Below are 22797 nucleotides of genomic sequence, written 5' to 3' on the forward strand. Positions count from 1 at the left end.
ACGATTCATTTTGGGAGATAGCTTTTCCATAACGCTATATCCTTTTCATAGTTTGTCCGACTCCTTCATATGTTTTTAGAAGAAAGGAGATCGGTTCTATGGGGCTGTTTCATGAATTTCGTCAGTTTACAATGCGTGGAAGTGCAATTGATATGGGAGTTGGGGTTGTCTTAGGAGCTGCGTTAAGTAGTTTTATCGATTCGCTTGTCCGGGATATCTTACTTCCACCAGTTGGTTTATTATATTCAAAGATGAATATAGAAAACTTATATATTAGCCTTAATGGCCGAACCTATTCTTCGCTAGCGGAGGCGCAGGAAGCAGGTGTTGCCACAATTAATTATGGGCTGTTTATTTCCGCAACAATTCGTTTTCTGATTATTTTATTTGTTGTTTTCCTTGTTGTTAGACAGATAAACCGCTGGAAAAAGCCACATCAACATCCGCTTGAATCAATGACGAAAAAAGAATGCCCGTATTGTTGTTTGTCGATTCCTAACAAAGCAAAAATATGTCCGCACTGTTCTTCCAAATTGGAAAAAAAGCAAAAGGAAGAGAATAATGCGCCGCGTTGGCGAATAAATTAATGTGTGTCTAGTACGAAAAAGTCCATATTGGATGGGACAAGAAACCTGTCCCCCTGACCCACCCTTGACCCTTTTCTCTTCGTGCGAGTTGTGTTATACTGACGGTGACAATTACATAGTGTGCTTACTAGGGGAGCCGATAATGGCTGAGACAGATGGATATCTGGACCCTTTGAACCTGATCTGGGGAATACCAGCGTAGGGAAGTGGGATTGATAAATGATATGTTTATGCTACATACATATATAGAAGGCCACCCCTATAAGGAGTGGCCTTTTTCTTATGCAGAGGAGTTAATCGCTTATGAAAAAAGGGCAATTACATGTTGTTTCAACAGGAAAACAACCACCAGAAAAACTAGCGGACATTGCTGGGGACATTCATCCATATGTGGATGCCATTCATATTCGGGAAAAAACGAAGACTGCAAAAGAAATCTATGAACTTGTAAAGCTATTCCTAGCAAACCAAGTTCCGCTATCCAAAATTATCATCAATGATCGCGTCGATGTAGCGTATGCCACAAAGGTTCATGGTGTCCATTTAGCGTACCACTCCTTACCAATAGCGTTGGTTAAGGATCATTTTCCCGAGATGAAAATAGGCTGCTCGGTTCATTCCTTGGAGGAAGCACAACAGGCTGAAGTCCAGGGCGCAGACTATATCACATATGGCCATGTGTTTGCGACAAATTCGAAGCCTGGGCTAGCTCCTAGAGGGATCGAGTCATTAGTGGCTGTCACGAGGAACACGTCTATACCAGTGATTGCAATAGGTGGCATCAAACCAAGTGATGTAAAAGCAGTGCTTGAATCTGGTGCTAAAGGTGTTGCTGTCATGTCAGGTGTGTTGGAGGCTGATAATCCTTTAGAGATGGCGAAAGCATATGCAATGAATCTTTCAATCTAACATATCCAATAAACCCAAAATAGAAAGGAGCGTTTTATGCCGAATACGTATGATGCAATTGTGGTAGGCGGTGGAATCAATGGCGGTTCCATCGCTTACAATCTCGCAAAACGTGGGAAGAAGGTCCTTTTGTTGGAAAAAGACCGCCTAGCAAGCAAGGCTTCTGGAGCCGCAGCGGGTATGCTGGGAGCGCAGACTGAATTGGATGAAGCTGGTCCAATGTTCCAATTAGCGAAAAAAAGCAGAGCAATGTTTCCACAACTCTCCGAGGAAATAAAAGAGTTGACGGGAATCGATATTGAATTCGTTCATAAAGGAATGTATAAGATCGCATTGTATGAGGATGAGGAAATCCAGTATAAGCGCATTATTCAGATTCAAAACGAAGTAGGCGAGCAAGCAGAATGGATCAACCAAAATGAGCTACGCATGCGTGAACCAGCCCTATCTACAGCAATAACCGGTGCGATGTATATAGAAAAAGATGGGCAAGTGTCCGCTCCCAAGCTAACACTAGGGTTTTTGAAAGCGGCTGCATCATTAGGAGTCGAGATAAAGGAATATACAGAAGTTACCTCCTTTCCCATGGAAAATGGAAAAGTAACCGGCGTACAAACAACAGCAGGTCTTTTTGAAGGGGAACATGTTGTAGTTGCTGGAGGAGCATGGAGCCAAAAACTACTCCAAGAGGTAGGTGCGCAGCTGAAGGCCTATCCTGTAAAAGGGGAATGTTTCTCGGTATTAACGCATAAGCCATTAATCGCTGGAACAGTTTTTTCCCATGGGTGTTATCTTGTTCCGAAAAAGGGCGGGCGTCTTCTAGTTGGAGCAACGATGAAGCCAAATACATTTGACCAAATAGTAACGGTGGAGGGAATCCATACTCTGATGGGAAAAGCTCAAAAGATACTCCCATCCATTGCGGATGCTGAATGGGAGAGGTCCTGGGCGGGCATTCGACCACAAACGATGGATGGTCTCCCTTATCTAGGGGAGCATCCCAAATACGCTGGGTTATGGATTGCAACGGGGCATTTTCGTAATGGAATATTGCTTTCACCAATAACCGGTGAAATTATCGCGGAAATGGTAGACGGGAAAGCACCAACGCTTGATGTAACCCCTTTTCGGATTGACCGTCACGTGAAAACGATTATGTAGGAGGGAGTGTACATATGGAATTAATAATTAATGGGGATAGAGTAGAAGTTCCTGCAACAATTACAACCGTTTCTTCTTTATTACAGCATTTTGGAATTGATCAAAAGGTAGTGATTGTGGAATTAAACCAAGAAATATTAGAAAAAGCATCTCATCACGAAGCAACGCTTTCGGATCGGGACAAAATTGAAATTGTAAACTTTGTAGGAGGCGGATGATCATGTTAAAAATTGGACCATATGAATTTAAATCAAGATTATTATTAGGTACTGGGAAATACCCGAACTTTGATGTGCAAAAAGAAGCTGTAGCGGTTTCCGAGACGGAGATACTTACGTTTTCTGTACGCCGAATGAATATTTTTGAAGCAAGTCAGCCCAATTTTTTAGAAAAAATTGATGTGGAAAAATACAATTTATTACCAAATACGGCAGGTGCCAAGACCGCAGAAGAAGCGGTTCGAACAGCAAAATTGGCAAAAGCATCCGGGCTTTGTGACATGATCAAAGTCGAAGTAATAGGCGATCAAAAAACACTTTTACCGGACCCAGTTGAAACATTAAAGGCATCGGAAGAGCTATTAAAAGAAGGATTCATCGTTTTGCCGTATACCTCAGATGATGTGCTACTAGCCAAACGTCTGGAGGAAATGGGCTGCCATGCGATTATGCCTGGTGCTTCACCAATTGGATCTGGCCAAGGAATTGTGAATCCATTAAATCTTAGCTTTATTATCGAACAATCGAATGTACCGGTTATCGTTGATGCAGGGATTGGGACACCATCAGATGCGACAATCGCCATGGAACTTGGGGCGGACGGTGTATTATTAAACACAGCAGTTTCTGGTGCAGAGGATCCAGTGAAAATGGCTAAAGCAATGAACATGGCGATTGAAGCGGGAAGATTAGGCTATGAAGCTGGCCGGATCCCGAAAAAACGTTATGCAACAGCAAGTAGTCCGATGGAAGGGATGAGCATCAGTTGAGTGAGCGTTATTCCCGACAAGAGTTGTTCACTCCGATAGGGAAAGAAGGACAATCAAACATTCGCCAAAAACATGTGCTCGTCATTGGGGCAGGTGCCCTTGGAACAGGGAGTGCTGAAGCTCTTGTCCGTGCAGGAGTAGGGAAACTGACGATTGTTGATCGGGACTATGTGGAATGGAGCAATCTGCAGCGTCAGCAGTTGTATACGGAAGAAGATGCAGAGAACCGGATACCAAAAGCAGTTGCTGCGGAAAGGCGCTTGAAAACGATCAATTCCGATGTAGATATCAATGCGTTGGTGTTGGATGTATCCGTTGAAGAGATTGAACAATTAATGGATGATGTTGACTTAATAATGGATGCTACCGACAACTTTGACATTCGTATGATTATTAACGATATTGCTCATAAACACCGGATTCCCTGGATATATGGGGCATGTGTCGGGAGCTATGGTATTAGCTACACCATTTTGCCAGGTGAAACCCCGTGCTTGCATTGTTTACTCGAAACGGTGCCAATCGGTGGATTAACCTGTGATACAGTGGGGATTATTAGCCCAGCTGTTCAAATGGTTGTCGCCTATCAAACGACAGAGGCTATGAAAATATTGGTGGAAGATTACGAGGCATTACGAAAAAAGGTAGTTTCTTTTGACTTATGGAAAAATCAGCATACAGCAATACAGGTCGATCGGCTGAAAAAGGCAGGCTGTTCCACCTGTGGAGAAGATCCTTCCTATCCTTTTTTATCATATTCCAACCAGACCAAAACTGCCGTGTTATGTGGAAGGGATACGGTTCAAATCCGTCCTCCAGAAAAAAGGGAGCGAGACTTGGAACAGCTAGCTGAAATATTAGCCGAACAAGGTGGTAAGGTTACTCGAAATCCTTACCTACTATCCTTTCATATTGGGGATCATCGTTTGGTATTGTTTAAGGATGGCCGTGTACTTGTTCATGGCACAAACGACACTGCTGAGGCGAAGACGTTGTATCATCGTTATTTGGGGTAGATTGAAAACTGGTGGAATAAACAGGAAGTGGATCCTCATTCCGTTATATGGCATATATATCGTACAAAAAGGAAAGTATGGATCCTCGTTCCGTTATTAGCCAAAAATAAATGGAATTTTACTTGAAAAAGGTAAATAAAGGAATGAGGATCCGAAACCATGCTCTACGAGTGTTATTTTAAATGATTAGCGGAACGAGGATCCGACTTGTTTTCGGAACGGTCAAAATAGAATTAGAACGGGAGCTTGTGGAAGCAGGCTGAGAGTACGAATAATCCTTCGTAGACCGTTGAACCTGTTGGGTAATGCCAGTGTAGGGAAGTGATGGCTGAAATATGGACTTTTCCCTAGGGAGAAGTCTTTTTTTTGGCAGATAGAAGTACAAACTACCCTATCCAACATAAGTGTAGTTAAGCCTTTTGTCTTAAAGACTTAGCAAAAGGCTTAATTTAATATAACTTCATTATCTTACCAGGAATAAGTGGAATGAAGACTTATTACCATTACGTTGGTGATAAGCATCTTTAAGGTGAAAATATCTCTTAAAAAAGGTGATCAAATGAATACAAAAACGTTAAAGGCATTGACGATAGCTGGATCAGATAGTGGTGGTGGAGCAGGTATTCAAGCAGATCTAAAGACGTTTCAGGAATTGGATGTATTTGGTATGTCTGCACTATCTGCTGTTACTGCACAAAATACACTTGGGGTTAATGGTGTATATCCGCTTTCCACAGAAGCCGTCAGCAAACAAATTGATGCCGTAACAGCTGATATTGGGATTGATGCGGTGAAGACTGGTATGTTGTTTAGCACAGAAATAATTGAAGTTGTTGCACGAAAAGTAAAGCAGTATGAATGGGGAAATGTTGTGGTTGATCCGGTTATGATCGCAAAAGGAGGATCTCGTTTGCTTCAAGAAGATGCTGTAAAAGCCATCAAAGAACAGCTCCTACCAGTTTCATTTGTTATTACGCCGAATATTCCTGAAGCGGAGGTGTTGACCAATAAACCGATTCGTACGCTAGAGGACCGAAAAGAAGCAGCAAAGCAATTATATGGGCTTGGGGTTAAGAATGTCGTTATTAAAGGTGGTCATGATGAAGGACAAACGGAACTCATCGATCTGTTATACGACGGGAAGGAATTCCATTCTTTTACAAGCAAGCGAATTGAAACGAAACATACACATGGCACAGGTTGTACGTTTTCTGCTGCCATTACGGCCGAACTAGCTAAGGGGAAAGACATTCTAGATGCAGTACGTGTAGCCAAGGCTTTTATTCATGCAGCTATTGAAAACTCCCTTGGTATCGGAAATGGCCATGGTCCAACGAATCATTGGGCATACCGAAATGTGAGGGGAGGAGACGTTAAATGAAGGTATCTACAGAAGAAATGCGTTCATTATTAAAGACTTACTTTATCATGGGTAGTCAAAATTGTGATGAAGATCCACGAGAAGTTTTGAAGGATGCGATTCACGGTGGAATAACTTTATTCCAGTTTCGCGAAAAAGGAGATCAGGCTCTAGTTGGTGAAGAAAAAATTCGACTTGCCAAAGAATTGCTAGAAATATGTAAACACTATCAAGTTCCTTTTATTGTGAACGATGATATTGACCTTGCTTTAAAGATAAATGCAGATGGTGTCCATATTGGTCAAGATGATGAACCAGCCGAACAAGTTCGAAAAAAAATTGGTGATAAAATTTTAGGAATATCTGCTCATAATCAAGAGGAAGTAGAAGCAGCCATCAATCAGGGAGCAGATTATATAGGAACTGGTCCAGTGTTTCCCACCGAAACGAAAAAAGATACGGAAGCTGTACAAGGAACAATTCTAGTTCAAGAATTACGAAAACAAGGCATTTCAATCCCAATCGTAGGCATTGGTGGAATTACACCAGAGAATGCAGCATCCGTTGTTAAAGGAGGAGCTGATGGTGTTTCGGTGATAACAGCTATTAGCAAGGCAAAGTCACCAAAAGAGCAAGCAAGATTGCTTAAAGCAGCAGTGGATTCAGTAATGCAGTGAATATGCGTGGTATTAGTAAGCTGGTATATAACAAAAAATTCCCCTTTTAGTCGATTATTCTAAAGGGGAATTTTTGATGAGGTAAAAGTAATTATCAAATATGTTGCGCTTTTGTTCCGATCTCTTGAAAAAAGTGAAGCTGTTCCCTTTTTATATAGAAATCATCTCCACTAACTGTTATTGGTCTATTCCGCAAATATAATGAGATAAAACCTGCGGAAGACCAATTGTACTCAGGCTTATTCTACGATATTTACAAAAATATCTTGTAACGATGGTTTGGTGTCAATAAGTTCATATTCTTCCATCCAATCAATCGTTTCTTGCCATGATTCCGCTTCCTGACTTCCAAATCCATTTGTAGATTTCATTTTGGGCAACAGGATTTCGAGGCTTTCCTTTTCTACTTCTTCATTAAGTGGGAAATTGGCTTCATCTTGGTTGTTTAATAAAATATTCAGGGCTTCCTCTGGGTTTTCTACCATAAATTCGTAACCTTTTGTAGCACCACGCCAAAAGGAACGGATGGCATCGCTTTCGTTCTCCCAAGTCGTATCATTGGTCACAAATACCAGCTCATAAAAGCTAGGTACTCCATAATCGACTGGATTCATATAATCAACCGCATATCCCTCGTGTTGAAGTAATGGGACTTCATGATTAATGTAAGCGCCAGTTACTGCTGCTACATTCCCACTGACAAGAGATGAACCAAGTTCGAATCCGACGTCAGTGAGCTGAACTTGAGAGGGATCTCCGCCATCATTTTGTACCATTGTTTGTATTAATGCCTCGTTTAAAGGGATCCCAGGGAATCCAACATTTTTTCCTTCTAAATCCTTCGGCGTTTTAATGTCACTATCGGCCATAAAAACGGTATGGTTCAAAGGAGAACGAACAATTGCCCCAATTGATTTAACCGGAACATCCTCGTTTGCTCTGGCAGTTACCACATCTGGTTGGTAGGTAATACCTAATGTGATTTTTCCTGCAGCAGCTAAGTTAATTGGATCTGTTGGATTGGTAGGGAATTGAATGTTCACTTTAATTCCTTCTTCTTCAAAATAACCGTTTTCAATTGCAGCATATAAGTAGCTATGTACAGCATTTGGATACCAATCTAGCATAATATCAATTTCTGTAACCTCTTCGTCTCCTGCTCCCGATTGCTCACTTTGACAAGCTACAAGAACGATAATAATCAATGCGATTACCAATAAAAACAATGACTTTTTCACTTTGTTTTCCTCCATTTTAATGTGATTTTTTCAAGTGCGATAACCATAAGAAATAAAGCAATGCCGACCAATGATAATAGAACAATAGGGGCGAACACGCCTGCTCCATCAAACTGGTTCATCATTCGGCGACTAAAAAATCCTAAACCTGCTTGGGCACCAAGCCACTCCGCAATCGCTGCTCCAATCACACTTAATGTGACGGCGACTTTTAAACCAGAATAAAAATGTGGAAGTGCAGATGGTACTTGTAATTTGAAAAAAATATCACGTTTACTCGCTCCCATCGTTAATAACAGTTCCTTTATTTCTTGCCTACTAGAGCGTAGCCCATCATAAGTGTTTACTGTTATTGGGAAAAATGTAATCAGGAGTGTTACCGCAACCTTACTCCATAGCGAGTACCCGAACCAAAGGACAAAAATTGGTGCTAAAGCAATAATGGGGATCGTTTGGGATGAAATAATAATCGGGTAAAAAGCCTTTTCCGCAATTTTACTTCCATTCATCCAAATAGCTATTCCAATTCCAAATATAATCGATAATAATAATCCCGTAAGTATCACTAGTAACGTTGCTGGTAAATGTACAAAAAAGAGAATTGCTTTAAGTTCCCATAGTTTCATTGCGACTTGTGTAGGTGACGGCAAAATAAATGCGATCGCGATAAATCTAGCCGCAATTTCCCACGTAACGAGTAGGATAAACACAAGTAGTGCTGGTGCCAAAAAAGAGTTTCTTTTTTGAATCATGGTGTCACCCTCCAACGGAGCTGTTCAATCAATTGTTCTTTTAGCTTGATTATTTCTGGCTGGTGGATCATATGAAAATCTCTCGGTCTTCCCAAAGGGACGTTTATCTTTTCTAAATGCTGAACAGGAGTTTCCGATAATACAAAAACACTGTCAGATAAAAAGAGTGCCTCTTCCACATCGTGAGTGATAAATAAAATCGTTGTTTTCCACTTTTCCCATTTTTCCAATAACCATGCTTGCATGTTCATTCTTGTTATGGCATCCAGTGCACTGAACGGTTCATCTAGGAGGAGAATATTGGAACCACTTAATACCGCCCGAAGAAAGGAAACCCGCTGCTTCATTCCCCCAGAAAGATCTCTTGGATATTTATGTTCCACTCCTTTTAAGCCGAATTCCTCAAGAAGCTCTAAAACGCGTTGATGTGCATTGTTTTTCGCTACCCCTTTTAATTCGAGGGGGAGTGCAGCATTTTTTAAAATTGTTCGCCAAGGCATTAGTAAGTCTTGCTGTGGCATGTAACCAACTCGGCCGAGGCGGTTGTGATCGTGCTGGCCATTTAATAGAATCTCACCAGAGGTTGGCTGCTCCAGTCCGGTAATTAGCTTGAAAAGGGTGCTTTTCCCAGAGCCACTTGGACCAATAATGCTAATAAATTCTCCGGCATTAACATGAAAGCTTACGTTGTCTAACACATTTGGTTCAGTGGACGTTTCCATGCCGATTCCGTAGTGGAAGGTAATGTTTGAGAATTGTACTGCGGGACTATGCATCGATTGGCCACATCGCTTGATTGTACGACATTTCCCAAAACATATATTCAAAACGAGTTGTGTTTAGGAAGATTTCCTCTAAATGGGATAGCTCTTCTTCCGGTTTCCCTTTTGTAAGGTCATCAAGTAAGTCAATACACCACTGGGCAACCTGACCAAATTCTTCGGAGCTATACATTTTTATCCACTCGCCGTAAAATTCATGCTCGCTAGCTCCAGGTATTTCATTTAGTTCCTTACCTATTTCCCAGTAGCTCCAAGCACAGGGGAGTAGAGCTGCAATTAGGTCGGCAAGTGTTCCATTCTGTCCTACATGTAGCATGTAGTGTGTATATGCAAGGGTCGTAGGAGATGGCTTTGCTTCTTCAAATTCCTCTGGTGTGATTCCGAACTTTTTCCCGTACTGGCGATGCAAATCCATTTCTTCATTTAATGTCGAATCTAATAATGCGGCAAACCGTCCCATTGTGGCAACATCAGTAGACTTCGCAGCTCCAATCGCAAATAGTTTTGCATATTCTATAAGGTATAAGTAATCTTGAATCATAAAAAAACGGAATTTCTCTTTATCTAATGAGCCATCTCCAATCCCTTGAACAAATGGGTGGGAATGGTTCTTTCTCCAAATGGCTTGTAATTTCTCATGTAATCTTTCACTAAATTTCATCCCAATCACCTCTATTTAAATTTGTGGCTTCGCGCCTAATCTTTATTTTTTTTGTGTTGGTCCATTCAAAGATAAATTGTACTAATGTTTTGGTGTATTGAATCAATTGTTCTATTAAAACTTGTTCGTTAACAGAATGGGCGTTTTGTAAATCTCCAGGTCCGTAGATGACGGTTGGAATTCCTTCTTCGCCTAACCAGCCACCATCTGTTACGGTTGGGGAAACATCAAGGATTGCACGTTCACCAGATACTTTTTCATGTACTCCTGCTAAAAGCTGAACCCCTTCCTGTTCAGGATCTATTTCTAGGGATGGGAATATTTCTCCTTTGTCTTCAATCATAGAAGTTCCGCCCCAAGTAAACGTTGGAAGATTATCCTTTAACCAAAGGTCCCCTTTGGCAACGTTTAAAATGTATTCTTCAATTTCTTGGGCTACTTGCTCATGGGTTTCGTTTGGATAAAAATGAACCGTAATCCAAAGACGGCACTCGTCAGCGATAAAAGCTGCATGCCGACCACCTTCAATAACGGCAGGGTTGATCGTATTCGTACCTGCTGGATAACCGGGGTAACTTTTTGTTACGGCCCAGTGGCGTTCTAGCTCCTGTAGCCCTTCGATTATCTTCATCATTTTTTCAATAGCACTGGCACCGAGTACATTCCCGCCAGCATGAATCATTTTGCTTCTCATCGCATCGTGGAAGGTTTTCTCGCTTTTAATGGTGATCCAACCGGTAATGACTCCACCCTGGCCTTGAATATGTAAGTCACTCGTATCGACCACTACGGCAAAGTCGGCTTCGGCTCCACCATTACGTTTACACGCTTGTAACGTTCCAGCTTCACCAACTTCTTCTCCAATCACGGATTGAAAGGTTAAATCACCTGGAAGTTCCATCCTATTTTCCTTTAGTAATTGAATTGCAAATAACGCACCAGCCATACCACCTTTCATATCAGCAGCTCCACGGCCAATAATATATCCGTCCCGTACAATAGGGGTGAAAGGATCTTTCTCCCAGTTTTCGTCCGTACTCACTTCAGCTACATCCATATGTCCATTAATGATGAGGCTTTTATAGTTTTGTGAATCTAAACCTTTTAAATACCCCACTACATTGGGATCACCTGGGTAAATCTCCCATTTATCAATAGAAAATTCCTGGTTGTTAAGGAACGTTGCTACAAATTGTTGTGCTTCGTTCGTATTTCTTGCGGGTGGTGCTGGTGTTTTATACATTATTAATGTTTTCAACAACTTAGTAAGTTCATCTTGTCGCTCATCCACTTGTTTACAGATGTCTTGTATATCTTTCATTTCAGTCAAACAGATTCCTCCTTTTTCGATTAGCTACGGATAGGATTTTTGGTAAGGAAGGGCGCTAGTGATTCTGAAATGAAAAAGAGCTGAAGGATAAAAATGTAGTAAAAAAACCACTTCTTTTTATTGAAAGAAGTGGTTTATTATCCATACGTATGCTTCTTACTAAACATGCGCACAGGCGTTGTTTAGCTACAGCATTTCCACACTTCTTCCCTACGCTAGCTTTAACTAGATCAGGTCATAAGGGTTAAGACAAATGTCTCTCTCAGCTTATAGCACCCCTAGAGTGATTCCTATTTTATTCATATAAAAAACAATAACTCGTATATAGTAATATCATACGCGTTATGTGAAGTCAATAAAAACATTAGAATGCAAAATTAATAGTTAGATAAAATATACATAGTATAGGCGGAGCTCATTAAAATGTACTTTTGTAGTCTCTATCCAGTTTCAAATCCTTCCTTAATCACTGCATCCTCATGTATAATACAAAAATAACTATTAAACTAGAAATCTGGTGAAGACAGCTTTGAGAAAAATTTACATCGCATTATTACTTATTATGATGTCTTGGGGGTTTAATGTTTCTGCCGTAAAAGTGTTGGTTGCAAACATTGACCCAATTTTATTAACGGCTTTCCGTATTTTTGTTGCGGGCGTGGCTGTTTTAATTATTTTGGCCTTTTTAAAGGTTCTCCGTTTACCAACAAAAAGGGAAATGCTCATTATTATGCTTATCGCATTCTTCAATGTGGTTATCCATCATATATTTATTAGTGTTGGATTATCGAAAACATCTGGAGTGAATGCTGGCTTAATTGTTGGAACCGCACCATTGTTTACCATGATGCTTTCGGTTCTATTCCTAAGTAAACGTGTGACGATGTTTCGGGTTTTAGGATTTTTGTTAGGATTTACAGGGGTGGCGATTACGTCCATTGCAGGTAATGGTGGATTTACATCGATTTCCATTGGGGATATTTTTGTGCTTATTAGTATATTGGGGCAGGCCTATTCCTTTATCTTAATTAGTAAACTTAATCCTAACTTTGACTCGAGACTGTTGACTGGTTACATGCTTGTATTTGGGTCGTTCTTTATTTTTATTGTTAGTTTATTTGAAGGATCTGAAGTGAGTCAGTTAATTGAGCTATGGAGCTTTGATTTGGGCTTTGTTTTTCTATTTAGTGCTGTCATCGCAACTGCTGTTGGACATATGATTTATAATGCTGCTATCAAACAGGTAGGGCCGGCAGAGTCAGCAATCTTTATTAATTTTACGACGGTGTTTGCATTGGTTGGATCAGCCATTTTCTTAGGAGAAACGATTTTAGTTTCCCATTTTGTCGGATTAATTTTTATTGTGTTTGGTGTATTAATTGGCTCGGGTGCAGTAGAGCATTTGTGGAAGCGGAGTAGGCGGAAAGAAAGCTTATCGCATTGAGGTTGAAGGGGAGAAATAGCCTTTGTATTGACGCTCAAATTACTTAGGTGTCCCCCTGGAAGTTAGCGTATAAATCTAACTTTTGAGGGGGCGCCTTATCCAAACAAGCTTATCTTGTCCGATTCAAATCGTACAAAAATTCTATCATTATCGTTGGTTTTCTTCTATAAAGTTGATAATCCAATCAATATCTATTGATCCGTTGACAAGTGAATAATATTCCGTATTGATTCTTAGCCGTTCTTCCATAATGTAAGCCATTATCGGACGGTCACTATTTACTATATCAAAAGAAACGCCTCTTTCATTACTAACATCTGAATCCCAATCTCGTTGTTTCATTCTTTTCACATCATATTGACTTAAAAAGTCCATTAATTCATCAACGTGGTCTTGGTTTGTTGTTCTCCATTCGATATTTTGACCCGGATAGAAGATGAACATTTCAAAGCTATCCTCATCGTAGTCCATCGCTTCAACTAATCCCTTTTCCTTGTACTCATTGTATAACTTCAACGAAACAAACATAATTGGAATCATAATAAGGGTTGCAATTAAAATTCTTCTATTCATGAACCTTTGATTCTGACAAAACTGCAATACTCTTTCAGATAGATATGCCGTAAACGGAATGACAGCTAAGAAGTATAGTAAAACAATGATGATCGTGAAGGAGCTACTCGTTTCCCAATGGTCCGGAATAAAGTTAATGTTCTTAAAAAAGAGTCCATAAAAATAAGTATTAATGAGCAAAAATATAAGAAAAAATATCCAAAATAATACTTTATCTATCAAAAAATCCCCCTAACGTTATTCAGCTGACGATTTATATCTACTTTGTCTTTACGTGCGGTGATTCCGCATGTTGGAAAAACCCTTCAACTATTTTATTATACATTTCTGGCTGGTCTAGATGTACAACATGACCGGCAAAAGGAATGATGGACACATGAATATTTTCATTCGTCTTAGGGTATGTAATGGTTCCGATCGTTTCATGTTCGTTTTGTTCACCGACTATGAATAAAATAGGCATGTTTAACATGGATAAGTCGGCTGTTTCGTCAAATGGATACCAATCTGTGTTTTGCGTGGAATGAAGCAATTCTTTCCAGTCACCATCATGAATAGCATTAAAATAGTTGGCTGTATCTGGATCTTCAACTATTTTTGCGGTATTTTCTACATCTTCCTGATTGATTTTTTCCCAATCAGCTGGCTTTTCTGGGATAATACTAGACAAAGTTAAACTTTTCACCATGTCGGGGTGATTTTTAGCAAAAACTAGACCAACGAGTCCACCTAAAGAACATCCAACAATATGGGCGGATGGAAGACCTAACTCTTCTAGTGTTTCGGCTAAATCTTTTGCGGAACGATGAAAATAATCGGATAAATTATTCGATACCGATTTACCATGTCCCCGTAAATCCGGTAAGATTACTTTATACTTTTGTTTAAAATATTCTCTTTGCAAGTCAAGCTCTGTTTTTCCAGTTTGCAAGCCGGTATGAAGAAACACAATTGCTTCTCCACTTCCACTTACTTCTGTATGTAAAATCATAAAGCTAGATTCTCCTTATTTGGTGTATTATCTCTATTCCGCTGAAGCATATCATTTTCCAGTTTATCATCTCTATCATAGCACTTATCTGTATCAGCGCAAAATTTCCAATAATCTTTATAATTTATATATTTAGCACGGTTAGGAGTCGGTGGTTTTGAGAGTGCAGTTTTAATGGGAAAAGGGGAATTAGTTACATGCTGTGAATTATAGAAGAAAGCATACCAACCAACGTGTGATTCAGTATGCTGTTCAACATCTGTTTAGTTTTTCTCCATCGAATGTAAGTTGCTTTCTTGCAATGCTTTCCCTTTTTATTGGTTTGGTTTAATCTTCCTCCTTCAAGATCCCCGTGTCCACATAGCTTATTTCTCCAGTGTGGGCATTCATTTTTTCGATGTGGCCACCTGTTTTTGGGAATTCAGGAGTATAGGATAATGTATAGATCTTAGGATTGTCGAAGTATTTAACGGTACGAGCTAGTTTCATTTCTAGCTCAGCAAAAATTCTCTGTTCAGCTTTTTCCATTGATATAGTTGGTGTGGTATTTATGTTTTGCAGGCTTTGATATTGTTTGTCAGATAAGCCTGTAACAGAGCATTCCCGAATGATCCCGGTGTATAACCCAACATGAATATGCGCTTCGAATCCCTCTAATCGCAATCCTGCATGCTCTCGGTAGAAGGTAAACATTTGGGTTGGTTCTGGGTCAGGGAAAGCATCCATATCTTCTTCAGAATCTATGTCTTCGAATTCGTCCAGATCCTCTATCTCTTCATCACCATCTTCTGTTGCTTGATAAGGATCTTCCAATACGTACTTTTCATTGGAGTTTTTTACAACTAATTCAAGAAACTGTAATGCCCTTTCCATTAATGCTTCCATGGGTAGCTCGGTTAGGTTCTCCGTTTGATAGAATGGGAGATTACAATAGCTAAAATGATTGATATTGTCGTCAAAGATTGATATAACCGCTTCTTCCTCCTCGTCCTCATCCAATATGGCGTTTGGATCTACCCATATAACGGATCCTTCCTCCCCATCCTTTTTGATAAGTGAGTTTGGTATTCCTAGCATTTGTTCGATTGTTTCTGTTGGAGTTACTTTTGGAATTCGTTGTGCAGGAAGGTCTTCGGCATCCATGAATTCTGATACAGTTTCGATTCTTCCATCGATACCAACTCCCATGATATCGTGACTCGTATGATAAATTAGTTCCAGTTCTTCCGCCCCCTCATCTGGAAAATGAATGGCTAATTGGAGATAGTCGGATTTTCTTAATAGTTCTTTTGCTTCTTCATCAGAGATTTTAATTGTCGGATATTCAAGTTCAACGTCGGTTTGGCCAATATTTGCTGTCGTAAGGACTCCATCTCTTGTAAAGGAAAGTGTGCATCCGGTATGTGGGAGTAGCAAGCCTAGCTTAGGGTCACGCTCCTCGTAAGTAACCATGAAATTATTCTCGCTCCACTCGTTTAACATACTAAAATGTACTTCCCGATCAATAAAAGTATCAACAAATAATGCTGCTGTATGGAGCATCTTAGCGACATCTGCAGGTGTATTGTAGGTTTGTTCTTGTTCCTCATCGTAGTCAACTTCCATATCATACCCTTCAAAGCGACCATCATTGATGTGCACCGTACCATATACCTCTTTCGTGTGGGTATCGATGACTTCAGTGGTGTACTCATCTTCTACAATTTTAATAGAAGGGTTCCCCGGTATAAATGGTTGTAATTTCTTAGCTAACTCTTGCATAAACTTTCACTCCCTATTCAATTGTATAGTAAATCCTTCATACGTACGTTCCAATAACAAAGAAGGTTCCAAATTTTGATTAGAAGACGATTAGGCGAGGTGCCAGGCACCTGTCGAATATTGTCGGTGCCTGGCACCTGTATTTTGTTGGAGGAGGTTTGGGGTTCTTTGTCGAATAGGTTAGAGATCGATCATTTTTAAGGTTGGTGGTTATTGATATGGAGAAAGTGAGTTATGAACCGTTAACGTATACGAATGTTCTAAACGATAAGGGGAGAAGATTATTTTATGTCATTTTTAGTGTTTGTGTAATGATGGCTATCTTTTTTCTAGTTTTAGGGATCTATTTGGTAGCTATTGATCCTAACGTTTGGGGGCTGCTATTTCTGTTTATTTTCATGGCAGTGGCTATGGGGATTGTTGCTTCCTTTTTTTATCCGAAACGAAGGCAGGTTTATCACTATGAACTGAATGATAGTGGACTTCATCAATATTGGGAAAATACGAAAACAGGTGAGACATATGAAGTACATTTTTTATTCGAAGACATAGATGAAGTGATTATTGGTATTGCTGCCAACCGTGTCCATGTTCCGAAACGACGTGATTTCTATCGGTTTGACGGCCAATTAATTATTTCTTCCCAGGGAAGGTACTTTATGGAGCGGGTTTATTCATCAGAGCAATTAAATGAATGGGTAATACGCTTAAAGAATCATGTACCGAATATCACATATACCGAAGCAAATTTATTGGAAGCATTAGAGGCCAGGGCATATACAGAAATTGACTTTTCTAGGATACAAGGTACTTCAGATGACGTGGTTAGCAAGCATATCGGAAAAGAAAGTGTTCGAAACTTGTTTGCCAGTTGGTTGCCTGAAGATATGGAGGAGAAGGCTCAAGCTGAAAAAGAGAAACAGCTACGTGCCAACACGAAAAAGGCAGAAAAGCAAACGTACTTGAGTTTACTGGTGTTCTCCATTTTCATGGGCTTATTCTTACTACCCAATGCACCGGTCGACGAGGATAATTTCATTGAGATTACGGATAGGATCCTTATTGTTTATGGGATTTACCTATTCATTCCTGTTATTCTCCTTTTCTTTAGAAGCTACACAAAATGGTATAACCCACTCTTGTGTTGTCTGGTTACTGCGTTTGGATTAGGTATTGGTATGACCGTAGCAGCTTTCGTTGTTGAAATTCCATCTTTTGGGTCCATCGTAATGCTTGGTGCCCTAAGTCTATTATTTTGGATTCTTGCTTATGTCGTTGCGAAATTATTCAAGGTAATCGCAAACTTCATGTATAAACATAACTTATAGATGCAGTGGAGGTTCCACGGTGAGGTGCCAGGCACCTGTCGAATATTGTCGGTGCCTGGCACCATTTTTTGTGGAATTGTTTAAATATTGACTATTTTCTTTTTATTATTTTATAATGGTTGCTATAGGTTGGTGATGAGGGGGCGTGTGGTATGGAAGAGAAAGCAGAAACGTATAGTTATCATTCCCTTCAGCAAGATCAGGCATTTCGACGGTTATTGAGGCGCAAAAGCCTCTTTCGCTTAGTGATTACTTCATGTTTACTTGTTTTTTATTTATTTTTCCCACTCCTACTAACCAATTTAGGAGAGCTATTCGTTATGTTTTCCTGGATCTACTTATTTTCCTTATTTATTTTCACGTGGCTATTGGGGTACATCTATTGGAGGTATGCCAAAGCTTTCGAACAGAAAGTACAGGAGTTATACGATGAGAATGCTAGATAGAGGGGTTACTCTATGAACGTAACGTATTTTATATTTTTTCTAGCAATTGTAGTTGGAACGCTTATTATTACACACTGGGCTGCAGAACGGAGTAAAACGACTCATCAGTTTTACGTTGCGTCTGGTAGTTTAACAGGTTTTCAAAATGGAATGGCTATTGCTGGTGATTTTATAAGTGCAGCATCTTTTTTAGGTATTGCTGGTTTAATCGCATTTTACGGCTATGATGGTTTTTTATATGCAACAGGCTTTCTTGTTTCTTATATTATTCTACTATTCTTAATTGCGGAGCCGGTGCATTATCTCGGTAAATATACGATTGGGGATGTAATTGCAGCTCGTTTCCCGGGGCGTACGATGCGTCTTCTTGTTGCTGCTATTGGCATATTAATTTCTATTTTATATTTAATTCCACAATTAGTGGCGTCAGGTCTATTGATTCGTCTCTTACTTGGAGTTGATTATGCAGCATCTGTTTGGATTATCGGAATATTGATGACCATATATGTTGTTTTTGGTGGGATGGTTGCGACTTCTTGGGTCCAAATAATTAAGACGGTTCTATTAATGTCTGGAACCATATTGCTCGTCTTTATTCTCTTATCTTGGATAAATTGGGATTTTTCCTTTTTATGGGATCAAGCAGCGAAGCAAAGCCCACTTGGTGAACAATTTTTCCATCCAGGAAATTTGTTTGATCATCCGGTGGAAACCTTCTCCTTAACCTTATCATTAATTTTAGGAACCTCTGGATTGCCGCATATTTTAATTCGATTTTTAACCGTGAAAAATGCAGCTGGTGCTCGGGTTTCAGCGATGTCAGCAACATGGATTATTGGATGCTTTTATTTGATGACACTGGTACTAGGTATTGGTGCCGTTGCGCTGGTGGGCTGGGATCAGTTGGTACAAGCTGACTCCAGTGGGAATTTAGCTGCCTTATTATTAGCAGAGGTTTTAGGAGGCGACTTTCTCGTTGCTTTTGTGATGGCCGTTGCCTTTGCGACCATTATTGCAGTTGTAACTGGATTGATTTTTGCTGCGACATCCTCGTTAGCACATGATATTTATTTTCATACGATTAAAAAGAAACAAGTTGATGAAAAGGAACAGCTCTTTGTAGCGAGATTAACAGCTGTATTTGTCGGTTTTCTTTCCATCTTTTTATCGATTGGGATGGAGGAGAGTAATGTTGCCTTTTTAGTATCGCTAACTTTTTCTGTTGCAGCAGCTACAATTTTTCCTTTGCTTCTTTTCACATTTTATTGGAAGCGTTTTAATCGTGTGGGAGCATATTCTGGCCTGCTTACTGGTTTCTTTGTTTCCGTTTTATTAGTTGGTTTAGGACCTGAGGGATTATCAGTCCTCTCATTATATAATCCTGGCATTGTGGCTATTCCTTCTGGTTTTCTAGGTGCGATAGTCGGAACCCTGGTTACGAAAAAAACATCAGATGATCGATTTGAGGAATTAACCGTACGTGTACACACTGGAATTGGAGGCAATTGATGGATGATAGAACTAACAATTATTCTTCTTCAACGTATTGGTCTATTGTTATTAATTGCATTTATGCTAACTCGAATTCCTCGTTTTCGATCGTTATTGGATCGAGATATCACTGCAAAAACCGTAATTTATTACGCATTGGTGTTTGGGGTAATGGGTGCAATCGGTGCCCATGTAGGTGTAGTCATTCAAGGGGAAGAGCTCATGATGCAGCCATTGGTATTTCATCTTGAGGATGATGTTGTATTAATTGGGTTTAGTCTCGTCGTTGTTATGATTGCCGGATTGTTAGGGGGCGCATTTGTCGGGTTAGGAGCAGGTATCGTAGCTGGGTTATATGCTGCTTTTCTAGGTGGTTCCGGTTGGCTGGCAAATGCCTTAATTAATCCACTTGCAGGGTTAATCACTGGTTGGACCGGCCAATTTTTCTCTGACGAACGCGTAATTGCTCCAAATAAGGCATTATTTATTGGGATTTTTCCGCCGGTATTATATATGGGCTTATTATTGATCGTTTTACCGAATCAAGAAACAGGTGTTGAGATTGTCAATACAATCGGAATTCCTTTAGTAATTACGGTATCGGTCGCATTAGCCATATTTACCATGATGATTCGGGTTGCCCTTAATGAAACGGAGCGAGAAGCAGCACTCGAAACCAATCGAGCGCTATCGATAGCTGAAAAGACCTTGCCGATTTTACGGGATGCGCCACTATCGGTTCATGCGTGTAAATTAGCGAATTTATTGTATGATGAATTGGATGTAGCGGCGATTTCAATTACAGATCGAGAAAGGGTTCTTTCTCATATTGGACTTGGTGACGACCACCATCAGGATGGAGAGCCGTTGAAAATGCGTTTGTCTCGAAAAGCGGTGGAGCACGGAGAAATTCAAATTGCTTATGAAAAAAAAGATATTCAATGTCGTCTACAATCCTGTCCACTACAAACAGCTATTATGGTACCGATTTTTCGTTCCGGAGAAGTGATCGGATTAATTAACCTGTATTTTCGTCATTCTCAACAGATTCGTCAGGTTGAGATAGCGCTGGCAAAGGGGTTGGGTACCATCATAAGCAATCAGATTAATGGATTTGAGGCAGAACGGATGAAGGAGTTGCTTCAAGAAGCCGAATTGCGTAACCTACAGGCGCAAATCAACCCTCATTTTTTATTTAATACGTTTAATTTAATTCACTCCTTGTTACGTGTTCAGCCGGATAAGGCACGACATATTCTTGTACAGCTAAGTCAATATATGCGGGCAAATTTAAAAATTACGAGTGAATCGTTAATTACACTGCGACATGATTTGGACCATCTGTATGCCTATTTGGAAATTGTTCGGGCAAGGTTTCCGGATCAAATTGACATCCAGGTGGAGATAGAAAGCGGTTTGGATGAGGTGGAAATTCCACCCGCTACACTGCAACCATTAGTGGAAAATTGCATCCAACATGGCTTGAAAAGGATGGAAAAAGGAAAAATTCATATTCAAGTAGTCGAAAAAGGTGGCTCTGTTTATGTAGCGATCAAGGATAATGGCCGAGGGTTTGCTGATGGAGTTCTTCCATTACTTGGTAAGGAGCCATTACATTTTAATGAAGGAAATGGTACCGCGCTCTATAATATTAACCAACGATTGAAAGGATTAATGGGGAGTCAAAGTGAGTTGCACTTCGAAAATTTGGCAAAGGGAAGTGTGGTTTCATTCCATCTTCCCTACCAATCATGAATGGGACCTTAATGGAATAATATAGATGCATAACCATGTTCTCGAGTAGAGGAGTCCAGAATATGAAAATTAATGTGATGATTGCAGAAGATGAGCGAATTGCAAGGGAAGAATTAGCATTTCTTTTACAGCAGGAGGAAGACATTATTTTATGTCCAAGTGCAGAAAATGGGGAGCAGTTACTTTCCTTATACCAGGAATATCAACCGGATGTGATTTTTCTTGATATACATATGCCAGGCTTATCAGGTGTCGAGGCTGCGGAAACACTGCGTCATGATCAAGATGAAAAAAAACCACTGATTGTGTTTACGACTGCTTATGATTCCTATGGTGTACAGGCTTTTGATCTGCAAGCAACGGATTATCTTCTCAAACCATTTGATCAAGAGCGACTTCAAGAAGCGATGAATCGGATTCGGGCTGGGTTAAATGCAAAAGAGCCAGCTCGCCCAAAAATTGACAAGCTAATTTTAACGGTTGATGAAAAAATGGTCGTAGTTGATCCGAAACAAATTGGTTTTGCTGTACGAGAGGGAAGAGGGTTAAAGATATATACGTTAAAACAGGATGTATTGGAGACGAAAATGACCTTGAAGGAGTTAGAGGACAAGCTAATCGGGTATCCTTTTTATCGATCCCATCGTAGTTATTTAGTAAACATGGATGCCATTCAAGAGATCAAGCCGTGGTTTAATGGCGCCTATAATCTTATTATTCAGGATACGGTTCAATCGGAGGTTCCCCTAAGTCGGACTTCTGCTAGGGGGCTTTTTGATGTATTGCAGGGGTGATGGAGGTTTGTTCGCGGGACAATGCGCTTTCGTCCTGGTTAATGAGGGAAGACGGGGGACGTGGGACAGTGAACCTGGGACGGTGGAATGGGATGGCAAACCCGGGACGGTGGGACAGCAAATCAGGGACAGCAGAATGGGACGGCAAACCTGTCCCTCTGTCCCAGGACGGCAAACCTGGGACAACAAACCTGTCCCCCTGTCCCGGGGATGTCATTTAGGCGTGGATTTTTGCATTTTAAACATGCTGTGTGACATTTCGCACAGAATTGATAATTGAATAGTTTGAATTTTATATACTGGATATAGGATGTTTATCCAGTATTTTTTTACGTTCTAAATGTAAGCGTTTTCTCGGAGGTGGTAATAGGAGGCTTAATAGGAGTGATGGAATTGTTAGATAGTAAGATCAATCATTTTTAAAGGAGGTTTTTGGATGGAAAAATCAGATGCTAATAAAATGCTTGATGATAAGCAGGAACGATACTGGAAGAAAAATGTACGGTTAATAAGTAGTCTATTAGCAATTTGGGCCATCGTTGGTTTTGGTGGAGGAATTCTTTTTGCAGAGCCGTTAAGTAACGTTTCATTCTTCGGGGTATCGGTTTCGTATTGGATTGCCCAACAAGGCGCAATTCTTGTGTTCATTCTATTAATTTTAACCTATGCGGTTCGGATGGATAAGTTAGATAAGGAATATTTGGAAGAAACGAAGAAAGAGGATAAGAAAACAGGGTAAGGGAGGGATCAATT

At 40.1% G+C, this 22797-nt stretch carries 23 protein-coding genes and 2 riboswitches; of the genes, 15 read left to right on the forward strand and 8 right to left on the reverse strand.

Going from position 1 to position 22797, the window contains the following annotated elements:
- Positions 1-98 precede the first annotated feature (98 nt).
- The 8 genes from mscL (at position 99) to thiE (ending at position 6698) form a co-directional block, all read left to right on the forward strand.
- Positions 99-587, forward strand: coding sequence for a large conductance mechanosensitive channel protein MscL (gene mscL, locus BMX40_RS04900; protein WP_090867429.1), 489 nt, complete (start codon positions 99-101; stop codon positions 585-587).
- 119 nt (positions 588-706) lie between these two features.
- Positions 707-809, forward strand: a riboswitch (TPP riboswitch).
- An 81-nt stretch (positions 810-890) separates the two neighbouring features.
- On the forward strand, positions 891-1496 hold the full coding sequence (gene tenI / locus BMX40_RS04905) for a thiazole tautomerase TenI (protein ID WP_090867431.1): 606 nt from the start codon (positions 891-893) through the stop codon (positions 1494-1496).
- Between the two features lie 36 nt (positions 1497-1532).
- Entirely contained in the window at positions 1533-2657 is a 1125-nt protein-coding gene (gene thiO / locus BMX40_RS04910; protein WP_090867433.1) for a glycine oxidase ThiO, read from the forward strand.
- A 14-nt stretch (positions 2658-2671) separates the two neighbouring features.
- Complete coding sequence (thiS, locus tag BMX40_RS04915; RefSeq protein ID WP_090867435.1) at positions 2672-2875, forward strand: sulfur carrier protein ThiS; 204 nt, start codon at positions 2672-2674, stop codon at positions 2873-2875.
- Between the two features lie 2 nt (positions 2876-2877).
- A complete protein-coding gene (locus BMX40_RS04920; protein ID WP_090867437.1) occupies positions 2878-3645 on the forward strand; it encodes a thiazole synthase in 768 nt (255 codons plus the stop codon).
- The gene (locus BMX40_RS04925; RefSeq protein WP_090867439.1) at positions 3642-4661 is read left to right on the forward strand and encodes a thiazole biosynthesis adenylyltransferase ThiF; all 1020 of its coding nucleotides are present in this window, start codon (positions 3642-3644) and stop codon (positions 4659-4661) included. The genes BMX40_RS04920 and BMX40_RS04925 overlap by 4 nt, the downstream gene beginning before the upstream one ends.
- Before the next feature lie 559 nt (positions 4662-5220).
- Positions 5221-6042 carry a bifunctional hydroxymethylpyrimidine kinase/phosphomethylpyrimidine kinase gene (thiD, locus tag BMX40_RS04930; RefSeq protein WP_090867440.1) on the forward strand — a complete coding sequence of 274 codons (822 nt, stop codon included), beginning with the start codon at positions 5221-5223 and terminating at the stop codon, positions 6040-6042.
- Positions 6039-6698: a thiamine phosphate synthase gene (gene thiE / locus BMX40_RS04935; RefSeq protein ID WP_090867442.1), complete on the forward strand. Its 660-nt coding sequence runs from the start codon at positions 6039-6041 to the stop codon at positions 6696-6698. Before thiD ends, thiE begins: the two co-directional genes overlap by 4 nt.
- Positions 6699-6937: 239 nt before the next feature.
- Here the strand turns inward: thiE and BMX40_RS04940 are convergent, their stop codons facing one another.
- Genes BMX40_RS04940 through BMX40_RS04960 form a run of 5 tightly spaced genes read right to left on the reverse strand, consistent with a single transcriptional unit; the run spans position 6938 to position 11452 of the window.
- Positions 6938-7936, reverse strand: a complete 999-nt coding sequence (locus BMX40_RS04940) for an ABC transporter substrate-binding protein (RefSeq protein ID WP_425287841.1) — start codon at positions 7934-7936, stop codon at positions 6938-6940.
- The gene (locus BMX40_RS04945) at positions 7933-8688 is read right to left on the reverse strand and encodes an ABC transporter permease (protein WP_090867446.1); all 756 of its coding nucleotides are present in this window, start codon (positions 8686-8688) and stop codon (positions 7933-7935) included. Before BMX40_RS04945 ends, BMX40_RS04940 begins: the two co-directional genes overlap by 4 nt.
- Positions 8685-9464, reverse strand: coding sequence for an ABC transporter ATP-binding protein (locus tag BMX40_RS04950; RefSeq protein WP_090867448.1), 780 nt, complete (start codon positions 9462-9464; stop codon positions 8685-8687). The genes BMX40_RS04945 and BMX40_RS04950 overlap by 4 nt, the downstream gene beginning before the upstream one ends.
- The gene (tenA, locus tag BMX40_RS04955) at positions 9457-10131 is read right to left on the reverse strand and encodes a thiaminase II (protein WP_090867450.1); all 675 of its coding nucleotides are present in this window, start codon (positions 10129-10131) and stop codon (positions 9457-9459) included. Before tenA ends, BMX40_RS04950 begins: the two co-directional genes overlap by 8 nt.
- The gene (locus BMX40_RS04960; protein ID WP_090867706.1) at positions 10121-11452 is read right to left on the reverse strand and encodes an acetylornithine deacetylase; all 1332 of its coding nucleotides are present in this window, start codon (positions 11450-11452) and stop codon (positions 10121-10123) included. The genes tenA and BMX40_RS04960 overlap by 11 nt, the downstream gene beginning before the upstream one ends.
- Before the next feature lie 199 nt (positions 11453-11651).
- A riboswitch (TPP riboswitch) is annotated at positions 11652-11751 on the reverse strand.
- A gap of 239 nt (positions 11752-11990) precedes the next feature.
- Here BMX40_RS04960 and BMX40_RS04965 point away from each other — a divergent pair.
- Complete coding sequence (locus BMX40_RS04965; RefSeq protein ID WP_090867451.1) at positions 11991-12905, forward strand: DMT family transporter; 915 nt, start codon at positions 11991-11993, stop codon at positions 12903-12905.
- A 147-nt stretch (positions 12906-13052) separates the two neighbouring features.
- Here the strand turns inward: BMX40_RS04965 and BMX40_RS04970 are convergent, their stop codons facing one another.
- The 3 genes from BMX40_RS04970 to BMX40_RS04980 form a co-directional block, all read right to left on the reverse strand.
- Complete coding sequence (locus tag BMX40_RS04970) at positions 13053-13700, reverse strand: hypothetical protein (protein WP_090867453.1); 648 nt, start codon at positions 13698-13700, stop codon at positions 13053-13055.
- A 37-nt stretch (positions 13701-13737) separates the two neighbouring features.
- Positions 13738-14469, reverse strand: coding sequence for an alpha/beta fold hydrolase (locus BMX40_RS04975; protein WP_090867455.1), 732 nt, complete (start codon positions 14467-14469; stop codon positions 13738-13740).
- Between the two features lie 327 nt (positions 14470-14796).
- Positions 14797-16230 carry a hypothetical protein gene (locus BMX40_RS04980; protein ID WP_090867457.1) on the reverse strand — a complete coding sequence of 478 codons (1434 nt, stop codon included), beginning with the start codon at positions 16228-16230 and terminating at the stop codon, positions 14797-14799.
- A 218-nt stretch (positions 16231-16448) separates the two neighbouring features.
- On the opposite strand from BMX40_RS04980, the gene BMX40_RS04985 reads away from it, so the two are divergent.
- From BMX40_RS04985 to BMX40_RS05015, 6 genes are all read left to right on the forward strand, one after another.
- The gene (locus tag BMX40_RS04985) at positions 16449-17558 is read left to right on the forward strand and encodes a hypothetical protein (RefSeq protein ID WP_090867459.1); all 1110 of its coding nucleotides are present in this window, start codon (positions 16449-16451) and stop codon (positions 17556-17558) included.
- A 152-nt stretch (positions 17559-17710) separates the two neighbouring features.
- Positions 17711-18004 carry a DUF485 domain-containing protein gene (locus tag BMX40_RS04990; protein ID WP_090867461.1) on the forward strand — a complete coding sequence of 98 codons (294 nt, stop codon included), beginning with the start codon at positions 17711-17713 and terminating at the stop codon, positions 18002-18004.
- A gap of 12 nt (positions 18005-18016) precedes the next feature.
- On the forward strand, positions 18017-19513 hold the full coding sequence (locus tag BMX40_RS04995; protein WP_090867463.1) for a solute symporter family protein: 1497 nt from the start codon (positions 18017-18019) through the stop codon (positions 19511-19513).
- Positions 19514-19516: 3 nt separating this feature from the next.
- Positions 19517-21250 (forward strand): LytS/YhcK type 5TM receptor domain-containing protein, encoded by a 1734-nt coding sequence (locus tag BMX40_RS05000; RefSeq protein ID WP_090867464.1) that lies wholly within the window; start codon positions 19517-19519, stop codon positions 21248-21250.
- Between the two features lie 62 nt (positions 21251-21312).
- Positions 21313-22044: a LytR/AlgR family response regulator transcription factor gene (locus tag BMX40_RS05005; RefSeq protein ID WP_090867465.1), complete on the forward strand. Its 732-nt coding sequence runs from the start codon at positions 21313-21315 to the stop codon at positions 22042-22044.
- A 436-nt stretch (positions 22045-22480) separates the two neighbouring features.
- Positions 22481-22783, forward strand: coding sequence for a DUF4212 domain-containing protein (locus BMX40_RS05015; RefSeq protein WP_211753614.1), 303 nt, complete (start codon positions 22481-22483; stop codon positions 22781-22783).
- Positions 22784-22797: the final 14 nt, after the last annotated feature.

This window comes from Oceanobacillus limi (assembly GCF_900111445.1).
Taxonomy (GTDB): Bacteria; Bacillota; Bacilli; order Bacillales; family Amphibacillaceae; genus Ornithinibacillus; species Ornithinibacillus limi.